16 protein-coding genes are annotated in these 17,896 nt (G+C 72.7%); 6 read left to right on the forward strand and 10 right to left on the reverse strand.

Annotation, left to right across the window (positions count from 1 at the left end):
• Positions 1-4: 4 nt before the first annotated feature.
• Positions 5-691: a metal-dependent transcriptional regulator gene (locus tag AB0F68_RS18750; protein WP_357339604.1), complete on the forward strand. Its 687-nt coding sequence runs from the start codon at positions 5-7 to the stop codon at positions 689-691.
• Positions 692-712: 21 nt separating this feature from the next.
• On the opposite strand, the gene AB0F68_RS18755 is transcribed toward AB0F68_RS18750, so the two are convergent.
• The 4 genes from AB0F68_RS18755 to AB0F68_RS18770 all read right to left on the reverse strand — a co-directional run bounded on the left by AB0F68_RS18755 (position 713) and on the right by AB0F68_RS18770 (position 3,236).
• Positions 713-1,261 (reverse strand): hypothetical protein, encoded by a 549-nt coding sequence (locus AB0F68_RS18755; protein ID WP_357339606.1) that lies wholly within the window; start codon positions 1,259-1,261, stop codon positions 713-715.
• Between the two features lie 86 nt (positions 1,262-1,347).
• Complete coding sequence (locus tag AB0F68_RS18760) at positions 1,348-1,590, reverse strand: DUF5522 domain-containing protein (protein ID WP_357339608.1); 243 nt, start codon at positions 1,588-1,590, stop codon at positions 1,348-1,350.
• Between the two features lie 30 nt (positions 1,591-1,620).
• On the reverse strand, positions 1,621-2,598 hold the full coding sequence (locus AB0F68_RS18765) for an asparaginase (RefSeq protein ID WP_357339610.1): 978 nt from the start codon (positions 2,596-2,598) through the stop codon (positions 1,621-1,623).
• Positions 2,595-3,236: a methyltransferase domain-containing protein gene (locus AB0F68_RS18770; RefSeq protein ID WP_357339613.1), complete on the reverse strand. Its 642-nt coding sequence runs from the start codon at positions 3,234-3,236 to the stop codon at positions 2,595-2,597. The genes AB0F68_RS18765 and AB0F68_RS18770 overlap by 4 nt, the downstream gene beginning before the upstream one ends.
• A gap of 132 nt (positions 3,237-3,368) precedes the next feature.
• Between AB0F68_RS18770 and AB0F68_RS18775 the strand changes: the two genes are divergently transcribed.
• From AB0F68_RS18775 to AB0F68_RS18785, 3 genes are all read left to right on the forward strand, one after another.
• Positions 3,369-4,625, forward strand: a complete 1,257-nt coding sequence (locus AB0F68_RS18775) for an MFS transporter (RefSeq protein ID WP_357339615.1) — start codon at positions 3,369-3,371, stop codon at positions 4,623-4,625.
• A gap of 95 nt (positions 4,626-4,720) precedes the next feature.
• A complete protein-coding gene (locus AB0F68_RS18780) occupies positions 4,721-5,062 on the forward strand; it encodes a YciI family protein (RefSeq protein WP_357339618.1) in 342 nt (113 codons plus the stop codon).
• Positions 5,063-5,127: 65 nt separating this feature from the next.
• Positions 5,128-6,315: a DUF6596 domain-containing protein gene (locus AB0F68_RS18785; RefSeq protein ID WP_357339839.1), complete on the forward strand. Its 1,188-nt coding sequence runs from the start codon at positions 5,128-5,130 to the stop codon at positions 6,313-6,315.
• A gap of 31 nt (positions 6,316-6,346) precedes the next feature.
• On the opposite strand, the gene AB0F68_RS18790 is transcribed toward AB0F68_RS18785, so the two are convergent.
• From AB0F68_RS18790 to nrdR, 4 genes are all read right to left on the reverse strand, one after another.
• Positions 6,347-7,084 (reverse strand): nucleotidyltransferase domain-containing protein, encoded by a 738-nt coding sequence (locus AB0F68_RS18790; protein WP_357339842.1) that lies wholly within the window; start codon positions 7,082-7,084, stop codon positions 6,347-6,349.
• A 115-nt stretch (positions 7,085-7,199) separates the two neighbouring features.
• Positions 7,200-8,135 (reverse strand): DUF2332 domain-containing protein, encoded by a 936-nt coding sequence (locus AB0F68_RS18795; RefSeq protein ID WP_357339620.1) that lies wholly within the window; start codon positions 8,133-8,135, stop codon positions 7,200-7,202.
• A 119-nt stretch (positions 8,136-8,254) separates the two neighbouring features.
• The gene (locus AB0F68_RS18800; protein WP_357339622.1) at positions 8,255-11,113 is read right to left on the reverse strand and encodes a vitamin B12-dependent ribonucleotide reductase; all 2,859 of its coding nucleotides are present in this window, start codon (positions 11,111-11,113) and stop codon (positions 8,255-8,257) included.
• A gap of 66 nt (positions 11,114-11,179) precedes the next feature.
• Positions 11,180-11,674: a transcriptional regulator NrdR gene (gene nrdR / locus AB0F68_RS18805; protein ID WP_357339625.1), complete on the reverse strand. Its 495-nt coding sequence runs from the start codon at positions 11,672-11,674 to the stop codon at positions 11,180-11,182.
• A 544-nt stretch (positions 11,675-12,218) separates the two neighbouring features.
• On the opposite strand from nrdR, the gene lexA reads away from it, so the two are divergent.
• On the forward strand, positions 12,219-13,001 hold the full coding sequence (gene lexA / locus AB0F68_RS18810; RefSeq protein WP_357339627.1) for a transcriptional repressor LexA: 783 nt from the start codon (positions 12,219-12,221) through the stop codon (positions 12,999-13,001).
• A 56-nt stretch (positions 13,002-13,057) separates the two neighbouring features.
• Here lexA and AB0F68_RS18815 read toward each other — a convergent pair whose 3' ends face one another.
• Together AB0F68_RS18815 and hflX are read right to left on the reverse strand one after the other, a co-directional pair.
• Positions 13,058-14,650, reverse strand: a complete 1,593-nt coding sequence (locus AB0F68_RS18815; protein WP_357339629.1) for a hypothetical protein — start codon at positions 14,648-14,650, stop codon at positions 13,058-13,060.
• 50 nt (positions 14,651-14,700) lie between these two features.
• Positions 14,701-16,221 (reverse strand): GTPase HflX, encoded by a 1,521-nt coding sequence (gene hflX, locus AB0F68_RS18820; RefSeq protein WP_357339631.1) that lies wholly within the window; start codon positions 16,219-16,221, stop codon positions 14,701-14,703.
• A 139-nt stretch (positions 16,222-16,360) separates the two neighbouring features.
• Between hflX and AB0F68_RS18825 the strand changes: the two genes are divergently transcribed.
• Complete coding sequence (locus AB0F68_RS18825) at positions 16,361-17,833, forward strand: NAD-dependent malic enzyme (protein ID WP_357339633.1); 1,473 nt, start codon at positions 16,361-16,363, stop codon at positions 17,831-17,833.
• The last annotated feature ends 63 nt before the right edge of the window (positions 17,834-17,896 follow it).

Genomic DNA, 17,896 nt, shown 5'->3' on the forward strand with positions numbered 1-17,896 from the left:
TGACGTGAAGCATGACCTGGTCGACACGACCGAGATGTACCTGCGCACCATCCTCGAGCTGGAAGAGGAGGGGGTGCCGCCGCTGCGTGCCCGGATCGCGGAGCGGCTGAAGCAGAGCGGTCCCACCGTCAGCCAGACGGTCGCCCGGATGGAGCGGGACGGCCTGCTCACCGTCGAGGGCGACCGCCACCTGACGCTCACCGAGCGGGGCCGCAACTCGGCGGTTTCGGTCATGCGCAAGCACCGGCTGGCCGAGCTGCTGCTGGTGAACGTGATCGGGATGCCCTACGAGGAGGCCCACGAGGAGGCCTGCCGGTGGGAGCACGTGATGAGCGACGCGGTCGAGAAGCGGGTCTACGACCTGCTCAACCGCCCGACCCGCTCGCCCTACGGCAACCCGATCCCGGGCCTGGAGGAGCTGGGCGACCCGGGCCTGCTGGAGGCCGAGACCGTGGAGGGCGAGCGCAACCTGGCCTTCCCGGGCCTCTCCGGGCCGGTCGTGGTGCGGCGGATCTGCGAGAGCGTGCAGACCGACGCCGACGTGCTCCGGCAGCTGCACGCCGCGGGCGTCGACCCGGGTGCCACGGTGACCGTGGCCCAGGAGCGCGACGGCGTCTCCATCGACCGCTCCGGCGACCGCGTCCGGCTGCCCCGCGAGGTGGCTTCCCGGGTCTTCGTCGCGGCCCACTGACCCGTCCGGTCCACCCGGTGGTCAGAGCTGCCGGGTGTCGATCACCTTGGCGAGGCTGACCAGCTTGCCGGCCATCTTCTCGGCCTCGGCCGTGGCGGTGCCACGGGGGCTGGCCCAGCGCAGCGTGGCCAGCCGCCCCTCGGCGGCCAGCCAGCCCACCTCCGCCGCCGCGCCGTTCTTCGCGGTCTTCGGCAGCGTGTGCCGGTAGCCGATCTTCCCCAGCTTGGTGACCTTCTTCGCGCCCCGGGGCAGCACGTCCAGGGTGAAGCTCGACGTGTCGATCGACGTGTCGGTCACCGTGAGCGTCAACTCCGGCAGGACGGCCTGCTCGGCGCGGACCACGCAGGTGTGGGTGTCGCCCTTGTCCGTGGCGGCGGCCACGTCGAACCGGCCGCCGGTGTGCTTGGCGATCACCGCGAAGTCGAGCAGCCGGCACGCCCCGCCCGACGAGGCCGCGGCGACCTCGACCGCCCGCGGCTCCGCCGCCGGCACGGCCACCGGCGCGGCCTCCTTGGCGCAGCCGGCGGTCAGCAGTACGGCCGAAGCGGCCAGCCAGGTCCGGGCGCGCACGTGGAGACCTCCGCAGTCGTCGGCGGGAGGCGCCCGCCGGATATCCGTCGGACACCGTACGGGCTGCTCGTCGGGGACGGAAGTCCTCAATCGTCCACATACGGACAGTGCCGGCATCCTCGCCCGCAGCACGTGCCCCGGCGGGCCAGGAAGCCGGCGCTGAGCACGAAGAGCCCGGTGGCCGGGTCGAGGTAGCCGGCCTCCCCGGCGGCCAGGGCGGCGGCGTGCGCGGCCAGGACCCGCTCCCGGTCCGGATGGTCGGGCGACAGCCGCGACGGGTGCGGCTCGGTCAACGGCCGGTCCGCCAGAGGTCGTCGCTCTCCGGTCACCGGGCGAGTCTACGGAGCGACCCCGCCGCCTCAGCCGTGCCGGGTGAACGCCTCGGCGACCGCCGTCCCGTCCGCGCCCCCGGCCAGCAGCATCCGGAGCAGCACCTTGGCCTTGTACGGGTCGAGCAGCCCACCGCAGACCAGCCCGCGCCGCCGCAGGTCGGTCTCCGAGCCGACCGCGCCGTAGGTGTTCCGCAGCACCGACCCGGCCCCGGTGCGCGAGGCGAGCACCACCGGCATCCGCGCGGCCAGCGCGCCCAGCGCCGGGGCGAGATCCGGCGGCACGTGCCCCACCCCGAAGCCGGCGACCACCAGCCCGTCCAGACCCGGGGCGAGCGCGTCGAGCAGCGCCAGGTCGTCGTCGAGGGTGACGGTGTGCAGCGCCACCCGGGTGGCGGCGAGCCGGTCGCCGTCCACCGGCGGCAGCGGGGCGTGCCGGGGCGGGCAGGTGAGCAGGCGTACCGCGCCCTCGATCACGTGCCCGAGCGGGCCGGCGTTGGGCGAGGCGAAGGTGGCCGTACTGGTGCTGTGGGTCTTGCGGACGAAGCGGGCGGCGTGGATCTCGTCGTTGAACGCCACCAGCACGCCGAGGTCCCGCGCGGCCGGCGCGGCGGCGACCCGGACGGCGGCCAGCAGGTTGGCGGGGCCGTCCGGGCCGGCCAGGGTGGGGTTGCGCATCGCGCCGGTGAACACCAGCGGCGCCGGGTGCGGCCAGACCAGGTCGGCCAGGAACGCGGTCTCCTCCAGGGTGTCGGTGCCCTGGGTGACCACCACGCCGGTCGCCCCCTCGGCGACCGCCGCGCCAGCCGCGTCCACCAGGTCCAGGATCTGCCGGTACGCCAGCGCGGCGCTGGGCACCGCCTCGACGTCCCGCACGTCGAGCGGGATGTCGGCGAGCCCGGGTACGGCGGCGGTGAGGTCGGCGCCGGTGAGCCGGCTGACCGCTCCCCCGGCCCGGGTGCCGGCCATCGCGATCGTGCCGCCGAGGGTGAAGAGCGCGACGGTCACCGGGCGGCCTTCCGGGCGAGCAGGAACGCCTGCGGTCCCCGGTCGAGTTCCTCCGCTTCGCGGACCAGCGTGGCGTGCACGGCCAGACCGGCCGCCGTGAGCTGCTCGGCCAGCCGTTCCGGCGGCAGCCAGTGCACGTCGTACGAGACGGTGTGGCCGTACGCCTGCTCCAGCCGGATCCGCTGGTCGCCGGCCTTGACCGCGATCAGCAGGTGACCGCCCGGGGCGAGCACCCGGTGGAACTCGGCGAACACCTCGGGCAGCAGCTCCGGCGGCAGGTGGATGATCGAGTACCAGGCCACGAGGCCGGCCAGCGTCGCGTCGGGGACGTCCAGCGCGGTCATCGAGCCGACCTCGAAGCGCAGCTCCGGATGGTTCCGGCGGGCCACCTCGAGCATGCCCGGGGACAGGTCGACCCCGGAGATGTCGAGCCCGAGACCGCGCAGGTGGGCGGTGATCCGGCCGGTCCCGCAGCCCGCCTCCAGCACTGGCCGGCCGGGCCCCACCAGCTCGGCGAACGCGGCCAGCATCCCCCGGTCGAGCGGGCCCTCCAGCACGTCGGGGATAAGCCGTGCGTAGTCCACGGCCACCGTGTCGTAGGCAGCGCGCGTCTCGGTGAGCCAGTTCGGTTCGATCATGAAGCCGACCCTAGTCGCCGGCCGGCCCCGCGTCCGTCCGCATCCTGGCCGGAAAAACGCCGCGCCCGGCGGCGGGCCGGCGGGATACCGTGCCGGGTCGCGACCCGTGACCCCGACGGACAGGCCCCAGCGGTGACCCAGCAACTGACGCCCCCGACCACCGGAACCCGCGCCTCGCTGTGGCGGAACCGGAACTTCCTGCTGCTCTGGAGCGGTCAGACGGTCAGCGAGGTGGGCACCCGGATCTCCGGGCTGGCGGTGCCGCTGCTCGCCGCGGACGTGCTCGACGCCACCGTCTTCCAGGTCTCCCTGCTCACCTTCCTGGCCTGGCTGCCGTACCTCTTCTTCTCGCTGCCGGCCGGGATGCTGGCCGACCGGGTCGACCAGCGGCGGCTGATGGTCGTGTGCGACCTGGGTCGTGCGGCGCTGCTGCTGTCGGTGCCGGTGGTCGCCCTGGTCGGCCACCTCACGCTGGCCTACCTGTACGCGGTGGTCGGGCTCTCCGGCGTGCTGACCGTCGCGTTCACCGTGGCGTACCGGAGCCTGCTGCCCGCGCTCGTCCCGGCGGACCACCTCACCTCGGCCAACGCGCGACTGGAGGTGAGCGAGAACCTGGCCCAACTGGCCGGGCCGAGCACCGGCGGCGTGCTCGTCGGGCTGCTCGGCGCGGCGCGGACCTTCGTCGCCGACGCCGCCAGCTTCCTGGCCAGCGCGGTCACGCTGCTGCTCGTCCGGCACCGCCCGGCGCCGCGCACCGAGGGCCGGGTGCCGGTCCGGGCGGCGCTGACCGAGGGGCTCGGCTTCATCCGCCGGCAGCGGATCCTCGCCCTGGTGCTCGCCTGCACGGCCACCTCGAACTTCTTCGTGATGGCCGCCCAGGCCATCGAGGTGCCGTACCTGCTGCGCGTGCTGCACGCCGCCCCGGCCACCATCGGCCTCCTGTTCAGCCTGGGTTCGGTGGGTGGGTTGCTCGCCGGCGTGCTGGCCGGACGGGTGACCGCGCTGCTCGGCGGCGCCCGGACCATCTGGGTGTCGATGACCGCGCCCGGCCCGCTCTATCTGCTGATGCCGCTGGCCCGGCCCGGCTGGGGCACCCTGCTCTACGGGATCGGCATGGCGGCCTTCGCGGCCAACGCGGTCCTGTTCAACGTGGCGGCCATGTCCTACCGGCAGCGGGTCACCCCGGCCCGGCTGCTCGGCCGGGTCAACGCGGCGTTCCTGTGGATCTGCTACGGCGTGATCCCGCTCGGCGCCCTGCTCGGTGGCGCCCTCGGCACCCGGCTCGGGCTGCGCCCGGCGCTGCTGGTCTGCGTGCTCGGCATGTGGAGCGCGGCCCTGTTCGTGGTCTGCTCCCCGCTGCGCCGGATGCGGGACTTCCCGACTCAATAAAAAGAGGCAAGATTTTCCGGGGCCGCTGTCGAATCCGGCCGCGCCCGTCCGTCGGTGAGACGGAAGAGGGAAACGACAACCCCAAGGAGAGACCGATGGCCCAGTACGCAGTCCTCGTCTACTCGCCCGCGCCGGCCGACCCGATGGACCTGAGCCCCGACTACGTGGCCCTGCTGGAGCGGTACGGGACCCAGGTCGCCGAGCTGGGCGGCCAGATCCTCACCGGGTTCGCGCTCCAGCCGAGCACCACCGCCACGGCGATCCGCGGCGACGTGGTCACCGACGGCCCGTTCATCGAGGCCAAGGAGGTCGTCGCCGGGTTCTTCATCCTGGAGGCGCCCGACCTGGATGTGGCCCTGAAGATCGCCAAGCTGAACCCCGCGACCATCGACGGCGGCGTCGAGGTCCGGCCGCTGTTCCAGCCGCCGGCCGAGTGAGCGACACCGCCACCGTCGCCGCCGAACGCGCCGTGGCGGACGCGCACCGTCGCGAGTGGGCCTTCGTGCTCGCCGCGACGGCGCGCGTCGCCGGCGACCTCGACGTGGCCGAGGAGTGCGTGCAGGAGGCCTACCTGGCCGCGCTGGCCGCCTGGGCGCGCGACGGCGTACCCGACAAACCGGGCGCCTGGCTGACCGCCACCGCGAAGCGCAAGGCGCTCGACGTGCTGCGCCGGGAGAAGGTGTTCCGGTCGAAGATGCCCCTGCTCGTCGAACCGGCGGAGGCCGACATGACGGACGAGTCCGCCGGAGACGCGGTCCCCGACGACCGGCTGCGCCTGGTGTTCACCTGCTGCCACCCGGCGCTCGCCCGGGAGGCGCAGGTGGCGCTCACCCTGCGCCTGGTCTGCGGGGTGGCCACCGGCGACATCGCCCGCGCCTTCCTGGTCACCGAGACGACCATGGCGGCCCGGGTCACCCGGGCCAAGAAGAAGATCGCGGCCGCCCGCATCCCGTACCGGGTGCCGGAGGCCGCCGAGCTGCCCGAACGGCTCGACGCCGTGCTCACCGTCATCCACTTGCTCTTCACCACCGGGCACACCGCGCCGACCGGGGCCGACCTGGTCCGCGCCGACCTGGTCGACCGGGCGGTGCACCTGACCCGGATGCTGCTCGCCCTGATGCCCGACGAGCCGGAGGTACGCGGCCTGCTCGCCCTGCTGCTGCTCACCGATGCCCGCCGGGCCACCCGCACCGACCGTGCCGGTCGCCTGCTCCGGCTGGAGGACCAGGACCGCTCGGCGTGGGATCGGGCCGCCATCGCGGAGGGCAACCAGCTGGTCCTGGGCGCGTTCCGCACCGGCCGGGTCGGCCGGTACGCCCTCCAGGCCGCCATCGCCTCGCTGCACGCGGTCGCCCCCAGCTACGCCGCCACCGACTGGCCCCAGGTGGTACGCCTCTACGACGAGCTGCTGAAACGCTGGCCGTCCCCGGTGGTCGCGCTGAACCGGGCGGTGGCGGTGTCCATGGTCGACGGACCGGCGGCGGCCCTGGCGGAGGTGGATCTTCTCGCCGAGGACGCCCGGCTGGCCGGCTACCACTACGTGCCGGCGATCCGCGCGGACCTGCTCCGCCGCCTCGACCGCCCCGCCGAGGCCGCGGGCGCCTACCGGACGGCGCTGGAGCTGGTCGACAACGACGCCGAACGCGCCTTCCTCACCACCCGCCTCGCCGAGGTCGACTCCGAGCATTAGTTGTTGCCCGCCACTCCGGCGTCTCGGGACATCAACTTCGTGGTTGACCGATGGCACGGGCCTGCCTGCGTGCCTGGGTGACGGTGCGGCGGGCGTCGCGCCAGGCGATCAGGGCCGTGCGGAGGCGGGGCGACGTGACCGGCTCGCCGCGACGGCGGGCCGCCAGCTGACCGATCAGCCAGGCCGGGGCGGCGGCCGCCTCGACGGCGCGAGTCTTGCTGAGCAGGTCGCCGTGGTGGAGCGCGTGCCGGCCGCGGGCCATCGAGGTGAGGCCGAGGTCGGCGAGGCCGGGGTCCAGCCACAGCCACGGCCGCCGGACGGCCCAGGCCCAGTAGCCGGTGAGTTCGGCGCGGGCGGCGGCGCGTACGTCGTCGTCGCTCATCGGCGGGAACACCTCGCCGGGCGGGCGGCCGAAGACCGCGTACCCGTGCCGGACCAGCTCCGCCCGGGTGATGCCGGACAGGATGCGCTGGACGAGCTGCCCATGGGTCCACGTCGGATGCTTCCGGTGCACGTCCGGGACGGTGGCGCTGTCGACGTAGACGCAGCCCAGGTGCAGTCCCGCGGCAGTGCCCGCGTCGAGGCGCCGGTGCACGGCGGCAAGGGTTGCCTCCCGCCCGGCGTCGACCGGGCCGTCGGTCAGCGCCACCAGGTCGAGATCGCTCACGCCAGGCCGGTAGTCGCCGGTCGCCAGCGACCCGGCGACCAGCAGGTCGGTGACCCCGCCGAGCGCCGCGAGCTCACGGGCGAACTCCTCGACGACCGGCAGCCTCACCAGGACCTCCCCGTCGGCTCGAACGGTGAATCTTGGAGAGTCTCTGTTCCTGTCGAACAGTAAATCTCCAAGATCTGCCGCCGCGACCGCGGCGGTGCGACGCGAGCGCCTACCCGAACCACGTGATCGCCTGGCCGTGGCCCCGGGTCCAGGCCAGCGGCTTTCCGTCGAGCGCGAGCACGTTGTGGAACCCGCCCGGCGGTTGCTCCGGCAGCGCCGCGTACGGCAGCACGTCGGGGTCCTCGTTGGCGATCCAGTGCCCGGGCAGCGCGCGGACCACCTCGGTGAACGCCTCCCGGCGGGGTGGCGGCACCTGGTAGAGCACCGAGGTGTGGAACACCACCAGGGTCGCGTCCCGGGGTGCCCGAGCGGCCAGCGCCGGCAGGTCGTCCACCAGGTCACCCCGCACCAGCAGCGGTGGGTCGGCCGCGGCGACGGCCGCCGCGGCCCGCAACCGCTCGCGACGGTGCCCGTGCTCCGGCCAGATGAGCGCGTCGAGCCACGCCAGGTCGGCTGGAGCGGTCACGTCGAGCGGGTTGAGGTCGAGGCCGGCCCGCCACACCACCTCGGGCCGGCGGGCCGGGGGCGCCGTCCCGGCGATCTCGCAGTCGAGGACCGGTTCGCCCGCCCCGAGCAGGTGGTTGCCGTAGCGGTAGGCGTACCGGTCGGGGTAGAGACACAGGCCCGCGGAGGCGCCGACCTCCAGCAGCGCCAAGGGCTGCGGCAGCGACGCCAGCACCGGCAGGAGTACGGCACACCGGCCCGGCTCGTTGGTCTGCGTGGCCCGGGCCCGAAGCTCCGCCTCGACGGCCGGCCAGTTCGCCAGCACGTACTCGTGGAAGGCCGCCGGGTCCTCGACCGGGCCGCCGAGCAGCCGGACCACGGCGAAGAGCAGGTTCGGCTGGCGCTTCGCCGGCGGCAGCGTGTCGATCCGGCCCAGCAGCTCGTCGTCGCGGGCGACCGCCTCCGACAGCCGCTCGTACGCGGGCGACACCCCGCGCGCCTCCCGGGCGGCGAAGGTGGCGTAGCGGTCCGCAGTGGTCATGGCCCGAGCATCCCAGCCGGAGGCCGTCGCCTGCGACGTGAGATTCGTCCCCGGAGTCGGCCTCAGACGCCGCGAGCGCGGCAGGGAAATCCCCTGCCGCGCTCGCGAACGGTCGTACGTCAGCTGCAGCCGCTGGTGGAGCCGCAGCCCTCGCAGACGTAGCAGCTACCGGCGGGCCGCATCTTGGTGCCGCAGGTGAAGCAGAGCGGCGCGTCCGCGGCCTTGCCGATCACGGCCTCCAGCAGTTCGGTGCTGGAACCCACCGACGGCGCCGGCTTGACGGCGGCCACCTCGGCCATCTCCTGCTTCGGCTGGGCGACCGCCTTCGGCTCGGGCGCCTCGACCGGGGCGGAGGCGGCCATCGCGGTGAGGTCCGCACCGCTCGCCTCCGCCTCCGCCTCGGCCGCGAGCTGGGCGGCCCGCTCCTTGGCGGTGAAGATGCCCAGCTCGGCGCGGCGCTCGTACGGCAGGAAATCCAGGGCCAGGCGACGGAAGATGTAGTCCATCACCGAGGCCGCCATCCGCACGTCCGGGTCGTCGGTCATGCCGGCCGGCTCGAAGCGCATGTTGGTGAACTTGCTGACGTACGTCTCCAGCGGGACGCCGTACTGGAGACCGATGGAGATGGCCACCGAGAAGGCGTCCATCACGCCGGCCAGGGTCGAGCCCTGCTTCGACATCTTGAGGAAGACCTCGCCGAGGCCGTCGTCCGGGTACGACGAGGCGGTGAGGTAACCCTCGGCGCCGCCGACCGAGAACGAGATGGTCTCCGACGGGCGCTTCTTCGGCAGCCGCTTGCGGACCGGCCGGTACTCGACGACCTTCTCCACGACCTTCTCGACCTCGGCTGCCGGGGCCTGGGTCTCGGCGGCGGTCTTGTTGGACTTGGCCACCGAGAGCGGCTGGCCGACCTTGCAGTTGTCCCGGTAGATCGCCAGCGCCTTGAGGCCGAGCTTCCAGCCCTCGAAGTAGATCTTCTCGACGTCCTCGACGGTGGCCTGCTCGGGCATGTTGACCGTCTTGGAGATCGCGCCGGAGACGAACGGCTGGATTGCCGCCATCATCCGCACGTGGCCCATCGGGGCAATCGACCGCTCGCCCATGGCGCAGTCGAAGACCGGGTAGTGCTCCGGCTTGAGGCCCGGGGCGTCCACCACGTGGCCGTGGTCGGCGATGTGCTCGACGATCGCCTCGACCTGCTCCTCGGGGTAGCCGAGGCTGCGCAATGCGCGCGGCACGGTCTGGTTGACGATCTGCATCGAGCCGCCGCCGACCAGCTTCTTGAACTTGACCAGCGCCAGGTCCGGCTCCACGCCGGTCGTGTCGCAGTCCATCATGAAGCCGATGGTGCCGGTCGGCGCGAGGACGCTGGCCTGCGAGTTGCGCCAGCCGTTCTTGTCACCGATCTTGTTGCCGAGCGTCCACTGCCTGGTGGCCTCGCGCTGGACGGCGGTGGCCACGGTGCCGGTCGGCTTGATGGCGTCGTTGGCGGCAGCGTGCTTGCGCATGACCCGCTTGTGCGGCTCCGCGTTGCGGGCGTAGCCGTCGTACGGGCCGACGACGCCGGCCAGCTCGGCGGAGCGGCGGTAGGCGGTGCCGGTCATCAGCGAGGTGATCGCCGCGGCGACCTCCCGGCCCTGCTCCGAGTCGTACGGAAGGCCGGAGGCCATCAGCAGGGCGCCGAGGTTGGCGTAGCCGATGCCGAGCTGCCGGTAGGCGCGGCTGGTCTCACCGATCTTCTCGGTCGGGAAGTCGGCGAAGCAGATCGAGATGTCCATCGCGGTGATGACGAACTCGACCGACTTGACGAACTTCTCCACCTCGAAGCCGCCGTCGGCGCGCATGAACTTCATGAGGTTCAGCGAGGCCAGGTTGCACGAGGAGTTGTCCAGGTGCAGGTACTCCGAGCACGGGTTCGACGCGGTGATCCGCCCGGTCTCCGGGCAGGTGTGCCAGTCGTTGATGGTGTCGTCGTACTGCAGGCCGGGGTCGGCACACTCCCAGGCCGCCTGGGAGATGCTGCGGAACAACTTCTTGGCGTCGATCGTTTCGATGACCTGGCCGTCGAGCCGGCCGCGCAGGTCGAAGCCGCCGCCGTTCTCCACCGCGGTCATGAACTCGTCGGAGACCCGGACCGAGTTGTTGGCGTTCTGGTACTGCACGCTGACGATGTCTGCGCCGCCCAGGTCCATGTCGAAGCCGGCGTCCCGCAGCGCGCGGATCTTGTCCTCCTCGCGCGCCTTGGTGACCACGAACTCCTGGATGTCCGGGTGGTCCACGTCGAGGATGACCATCTTGGCCGCCCGCCGGGTGGCGCCGCCGGACTTGATGGTGCCGGCGGAGGCGTCCGCGCCGCGCATGAAGCTGACCGGGCCGGAGGCGTTGCCGCCGGAGGACAGCAGCTCCCGGGAGGAGCGGATCCGGGACAGGTTGACGCCGGACCCGGAGCCGCCCTTGAAGATCAGCCCCTCCTCCTTGTACCAGTCGAGGATGGAGTCCATCGAGTCGTCGACGGCCAGGATGAAGCAGGCGCTGACCTGCTGCGGCGACGGCGTGCCGACGTTGAACCAGACCGGCGAGTTGAAGCTGAACACCTGGTGCAGCAGCATCCAGGTCAGCTCGTGCGCGAACACCTCGGCGTCGGCCGGGGTGGCGAAGTAGCCGTACTCCTCACCGGCGGTGCGGTAGGTGCCGACCACCCGGTCGATCAGCTGCTTGAGCGACCACTCCCGCTCCGGGGTCCCCACCGCGCCCCGGAAGTACTTGGTGGTCACGATGTTGGCCGCGTTGACCGACCAGGACTCGGGGAACTCCACCCCGCGCTGCTCGAAGTTGATCGAACCGTCCCGCCAGTTCGTCATCACGACGTCGCGGCGCTCCCAGGTGACCTCGTCGTAGGGATGCACCCCCTCGGTCGTCCAGACGCGCTCGATCTTCAGCCCGGTCCCGGCCTTGTTCCGTGACTTGCTGGTCGTCACGCCTCGCCCCCCTCGTCAGCGCGGTCACCCACCGCGCGTCGTCAAACTGTCAGAAATCCGTGAAACTCAACTGGTCGCGCCGGCGGCCTCGACGGCCCCGGCACCCTCCCGGGCGCGCGCGGCGGCCCGCAGCGTCTCGATCTCGCGCTCGAAGTCGGCGAGCGAGTCGAAGGAGCGGTAGACGCTCGCGAACCGCAGGTAGGCCACCTCGTCGAGGTCGCGCAGCGGCCCGAGGATGGCCAGCCCGACCTCGTGGCTGGGCAGCTCGGCGGCCCCCTTGGCCCGGACGGTCTCCTCGACCTTCTGCGCGAGCAGCGCGATGGAGTCGTCGTCGACCGGCCGGCCCTGGCACGCCTTGCGCACCCCACCGATGATCTTGGTGCGGCTGAACGGCTCGGTCACCCCGCTGCGCTTGACCACCGCGAGCACCGCCTCCTCGACGGTGGTGAACCGCTTGCCGCACTCCGGGCAGGACCGCCGCCGCCGGATGAGCTGGCCGTCGTCGGCCTCCCGCGAGTCGACCACCCGGGAGTCGGCGTGCCGGCAGTACGGACACCGCATCGCCTGACCTCCTTCTTTCGACCGCGGTCCACCGGCCGCCTCCGGGCACGCCTCAGCGCGGCGGTGCCACCTCTCGATGGCCCCCGCCGGGTCGGAGGTGCGGGAGTGCGGTCGGTAACCGGACCCAACCTGTAGGCGACTTACGCCCATGTAACCACAACATCTAGGGGTCGACCGTATGCCGTCGCACTAGCGAGGTCAAGTTGAACCGCGTGTCCGGCGCGTCATCAGAATCACTCACCCGTGCCACCCCGTCCCCGCGTACCGAGGAACCCAACGGCCGGCGGCCGGCGGGGTCACGGGACGCCGGGATAGAACATTCGTTCGAGAGCGACGTACCATTTATCAGAACAGGCGTTCGGAAATCCAGGATTTCGGCACGACACGCCGACAACACGTCGTACAGATGTTTGAAAATGGCCGATCTCACCTATACGGTCAACAACGACCGGACGCGGCGGATCGCGGCGGACCGGTCGCCAGCACCACCTGAGCACGCACCACGAGCCGACGAGGCACCCAGCGCCGACCAGGGAGGACGGACGTGACCGAGGACCGGGCCAGCCGGCAGAAGAACCCGCAGCCGATCGACGGGGCGGGTCCGCCGGCGACCCGTCGATCCCGCACCGCGCGCAGCCGGGCGGCCCAGCCCGCCGTGCGCCCGGTCACCCCGGTGGTCAGCAGCTTCCCCGACCCGGCGACGGTCGACCTGACGGCCCGCCAGCGCCGGATCCTGGAGTTCATCCGCACCTGGGTGGAGCGGCACGGCTACCCGCCGAGCGTGCGCGAGATCGGCGAGGCGGTCGGCCTGGTCTCCCCGTCCAGCGTCGCCTACCAGCTGAAGGAGCTGGAGAAGAAGGGCTTCCTGCGCCGCGACCCGAACCGGCCGCGCGCCGTGGACGTCCGGGCCCCCGGCGACGTCGACGACGAGGCGGCCCGCGCCCAGCGCCCCGCACCGGCCTACGTGCCGATGCTGGGCCGGATCGCCGCCGGTGGCCCGATCCTGGCCGAGCAGGCGGTGGAGGACATCTTCCCCCTTCCCCGCGAGCTGGTCGGTGAGGGCGAGGTCTTCATGCTCCAGGTCAAGGGCGACTCGATGCTCGACGCGGCGATCTGCGACGGCGACTGGGTGGTGGTCCGGCAGCAGCCGACCGCCGAGGTGGGCGACATCGTGGCGGCCATGCTCGACGGCGAGGCGACGGTGAAGACCTATCGGCGGCGCGACGGGCACGTCTGGCTGATGCCGCAGAACCCGGCCTTCGACCCGATCCCGGGCGACGACGCCACCATCATGGGTCGCGTGGTCGCCGTGCTGCGCCGCATCTGAGACGAGAAGAAAGGGGGTGACCGCCGGTTCCGGCGGTCACCCCCTTTTTCGTGCGCTCAGTAGCGGTCGCCCCGGTACTCCCGGCCGCCACCGGAGACCTGGCCGTACTGCTGGCCCCGGTCGCCGTAGCCGTTGTCGCGGCGGCCTCCGCGCGGGTCGGGTTCGCGGCGCGGCGGTTCGCCCCGGCCCGGACCGTAGCCTCCGCCGCCCGGCCGGCCGCCGCCGTAGCCGCCACCGCCCGGGGCTCCGCCGCCGCCGTAGACGCCGCCGCCCTGGGGGTGACCACCGCCCTGCGGGCCGCCGCCGTAGACCCCGCCACCGCGACCGCCGCCCTGCGGGCGACCACCGCCGTAGACCCCGCCGGCCGGGCGGGCGCCGTTCGCCGGGGCGCCGCCGTAGACCCCACCCTGGCCGCCACCGCCGCCGTAGACCCCACCGCGCGGCGGGGCGTCGGGCCGGTTGCCCGGTGGCGGGAAGCCGGAGCCGGCCGGGAACGCGTCGCCGGGCCCGTCGGTCGGCCCGGCGGACGGCGCCGGCTTGCGCCGGGCCCGCAGGATGCCGAAGATGCCCGCGCCGACCAGGAGCGCGCCGAGCACGCCCACCGCCGCGATCAGGTACGTGATCTCGTCGAGGGTGAGGCCCTCGATCCAGGACTTCTCCGCGGCCGGCTTGGTCACGTCGTTGCCGGCGTTGGGCAGCGCCTCGACCCCGGTGGTGGCCGGGGTGTAGTTGAGGATGTCGATCGGGTCCGCGGCGTCCAGCAGGCCGCCGTCGGAGACGGTGAGGAAGGTCTTCCCGTCGGGCGTGTAGGCGATGGCCTCGCCGAACGGGTCCGCGAGCGGGGTGACCCGGGGCTTGCCGGTGGTCAGCGCGGCGACGATGTTGCCGCCGGTCACGTCGAACTCGAAGGCGTCGCCGTAGGTGCGCAGCACGACCTTGCTGCCGTCGGGCGAGCGGGCCGCGCCGGTGACCAGCAGCCGGCCCGGCGCGCCCAGCTTGTTCTCGGTGTTGGTCTTCGGGAGGGTGACCTCGCCGACCTTCTTCATCGGGATGGCCTCGAGGTCACCGCTGCTCTTGAACTTCGCCGTCGGCGTGAAGATCTCCGACTTGCCGGACAGGTCCTTGGTGATGACCAGCGGCAGGTTGTCGTCGCCGACGAGCAGCGCCTCGGAGTCGTGCGGCTCGTTGCCCGGGTAGGTCAGCCGGTGCAGCACCGGCTGCTTGGACCCGCTCAGCGGCATGGTCCAGATCGCGACCCGATCCCGTCGGGTCTTGGCCTCGACGTTGTCGCCGGTGTCGGCGATCCAGAGGGTCTTCTTGTCCGGCCCGACGGCCAGGTCCTCGGTGTCGCGGGGCCCGGGATCCGAGTAGCGGACCGGGTCCTTGGCGATCTTGCACTTGGTGTCGAGGAAGAAGATCCGCTCGCGGCTCTCGATCTCGCTGCCGTCGTTGATCACGACGTAGCCGGTGCTGGTGGCGACGAGGCCGGACAGCTCCCGGAGGTGCTCGTCCTCGACGGTGCACTTCTTCTTGGGAGCCGCGGCCAGCACGGGGGCCGCGGCGGGAGCCGCCAGGGCGAGCCCGGCCGGCGCCACGACCGCGCCGACGAGGCTCAGCGCGATCGTGACCGAGGAGACAGCGTGCCGCATGGCGCCAAGTGTCGCACGGCCCGGGTTTCGGGCGGGTGACGCCGGACGGCTTACCGCCCGGCGCCCACCCGTTCGTCGCTGGTGAGCCGGTCCCCCGCGCGGTACGGCGCGAGCTCGGCGGCCAGCGCCTGGCCCACCCGGACGTGCAGCAGCGTGCCCTCGGGCAGGTGCGCCGTGCTGAGCACCTCGCCCTGCCGGTGCACCCGGGCCACCAGGTCGCCCCGGTCGTACGGGAGCACCGCCCGGACCTCGACGGCCGGCCGGGGCAGCCGCTTCTCGATCGCCTCGCGCAGCCCGTCGATCCCGCGCCCGTTGTGCGCGGAGACCAGGACCGCCTCCGGCCAGAGCCGCTTGAGCCGCAGCAGCGTCTCCTCGTCGGTGGCGTCGGTCTTGTTGACCACCAGCAGCTCGGGCAGCCGGTCGGCGCCCACCTCGGCGAGCACCTCGCGGACCGCCCGGACCTGCTCCTCCGGGTCCGGGTGGGTGCCGTCGACCACGTGCACCACCAGGTCGGCGTCGGCGACCTCCTCCAGCGTCGAGCGGAACGCCTCGACGATCTGGTGCGGCAGGTGCCGGACGAACCCGACCGTGTCGGAGAGGGTGTAGAGCCGGCCGTCGGAGGTGGTGGCCCGGCGGGTGGTCGGGTCCAGGGTGGCGAACAGGGCGTTCTCCACCAGCACGCCCGCCCCGGTGAGGCGGTTGAGCAGGCTGGACTTGCCGGCGTTGGTGTAGCCGGCGATGGCCACCGCGGGCACCGCGTTGCGGGACCGGCGGGCACGCTTGGTCTGGCGTACCGTCGTCATGCTCTTGATCTCGCGGCGCAGCCGCGCGATGCGGTGCCGGATCCGGCGCCGGTCGGTCTCGAGCTTGGTCTCACCGGGACCGCGCAGGCCCACGCCGCCGCCGGCGCCACCGCCGCGGCCGCTACCACCGGTCTGCCGGGAGAGGGTCTCACCCCAACCGCGCAGTCGCGGCAGCAGGTATTCGAGCTGAGCCAGCTCGACCTGCGCCTTGCCCTCGCGGCTCTTGGCGTGCTGGGCGAAGATGTCGAGGATCAGGGCAGTCCGGTCGACCACCTTGACCTTGGTGCGCTGCTCCAGGTTGCGCAGCTGCGAGGGAGACAGCTCACCGTCGCAGATGACCGTGTCGGCGCCGGTGGCGAGCACCACCGCGCCCAGGTCGTCGACCTTGCCCCGACCGATGTACGTCGCCGGGTCCGGCCGGTTGCGCCGCTGGATCAGCCCCTCGAGCACCTGCGAGCCGGCCGTCTCAGCCAGCGCCGCGAGCTCGGTGAGGCTGTTGTCCGCGTCGTCCTGGGTCCCCTCGGTCCAGACGCCCACGAGGACGACCCGCTCCAGCCGGAGCTGGCGGTATTCGACCTCGGTGATGTCGGTGAGTTCGGTGGAGAGGCCGGGGACCCGCCGCAGCGCCTGCCGCTCCGACAGCTCGTATTCACCGGTGGTGGCCTCGAGCTCGTCGTCCTCGTAGGGAAGGAAGGTCTCCTGCTCTCGCAAACCGCGACTCCTGTCCGTTATGTCTTTTGTCGGGGCATTTCCCGTTCGCATGAGCATCCTGACATGTCCCAACGCCCGACGCACCCGCTATATGCCCGTGGCGCTACTAACCGGTAGCGGGGTCGGATGCCGACCGACCTGGGCGGGCGAGTAGAAATGCCAGGCGAGCCGCTCAGCGCCGACGGAGGAGTTCTACGTGGCCAACACCCGACTGCCGAGTGCCGGATTCTCGATCACGATCCGGATCGCGGTACCCGCGGACGCCTCCTCCATCGGGCGGCTGACCACCGCGGCGGGCGAGGCGGGCGCCATCGTCACCGCGCTGGACGTGGTCGACTCCGACCCGGCCCACGTGATCGTCGACCTCACCTGCGACACCGCCGACGCCGGCCACGCCGACCAGGTGGTCGACGCCCTGACCGCGCTCGACGGGGTGGACGTCCGCAAGGTCTCCGACCGGACCTTCCTGCTGCACCTGGGCGGCAAGATCGAGGTCAACTCGAAGGTCGCGCTGCGCAACCGTGACGAACTGTCCCGGGCGTACACCCCGGGGGTGGCCCGGGTCTGCATGGCGATCGCCGAGAACCCGGCCGACGCCCGCCGGCTCACCATCAAGCGCAACACGGTCGCCGTGGTCAGCGACGGCTCGGCCGTGCTCGGCCTGGGCAACCTCGGGCCGGCCGCCTCGCTGCCCGTGATGGAGGGCAAGGCCGCGCTGTTCAAGCGCTTCGGCGGGGTGGACGCCTGGCCGGTGGTGCTGGACACCCAGGACACCGACGAGATCGTGCAGATCGTCAAGGCGATCGCGCCCGCGTACGGGGGCATCAACCTGGAGGACATCGCCGCGCCGCGCTGCTTCGAGATCGAGGCCCGGCTCCGCGAGGCGCTGGACATCCCGGTCTTCCACGACGACCAGCACGGCACCGCGATCTGCGTGCTGGCCGCGCTGACCAACGCGCTGCGCGTCGTGGGCAAGCAGCTCTCGGACGTCCGGGTCGTGGTCTCCGGCGCCGGCGCGGCCGGCACCGCGATCATGAAGCTGCTGCTGCGGCAGGGCGTGGGCGACATCATCGCGTACGACCGGCAGGGCGCCCTGCACCGCGGGCTGCCCGACCTCAACCCGGCCTGGCAGTGGCTGGCCGACCACACCAACAAGGAGAACTACTCCGGCGACCTGCCCGGGGCCGTACGCGGCGCGGACGTCTTCATCGGGGTGAGCGCGCCGAACCTGCTCACCGGCGAGGACATCGCCACCATGGCCAAGGACGCGATCGTCTTCGCGCTGGCCAACCCCGACCCGGAGGTGGACCCGCGGGAGGCGCGCAAGTACGCCGCCGTGGTCGCCACCGGCCGGTCCGACCAGCCGAACCAGATCAACAACGTGCTCGCCTTCCCGGGCGTCTTCCGCGGCATGCTCGACGCGCACGCCGAGGAGTTCACCGAGGAGATGGCGATCGCGGCGGCCCGCGCCATCGCGGACGTGGTCGGCGAAGACAAGATCAACCCGACGGTGATCGTGCCCAGCGTCTTCGACTCCCGGGTCGCCCCCGCGGTGGCGGCCGCGGTGCGCGCCGCCGCCCAGAACCCGACCGCGACGCCCGCGCCGGCCGCCGACCCCGGCCCGGCCGACCTCCCCGAGATCGCCGCCAACGCCAGCGCCACGCCCTGACGGCCCTCCGGGTGCGTCCGTCGTCGCCGCGCCAGCGCCAGCCGGGTGGGACACACGTTCCAC

This window comes from Micromonospora sp. NPDC023966, assembly GCF_040639095.1.
Lineage (GTDB): Bacteria > Actinomycetota > Actinomycetes > Mycobacteriales > Micromonosporaceae > Micromonospora.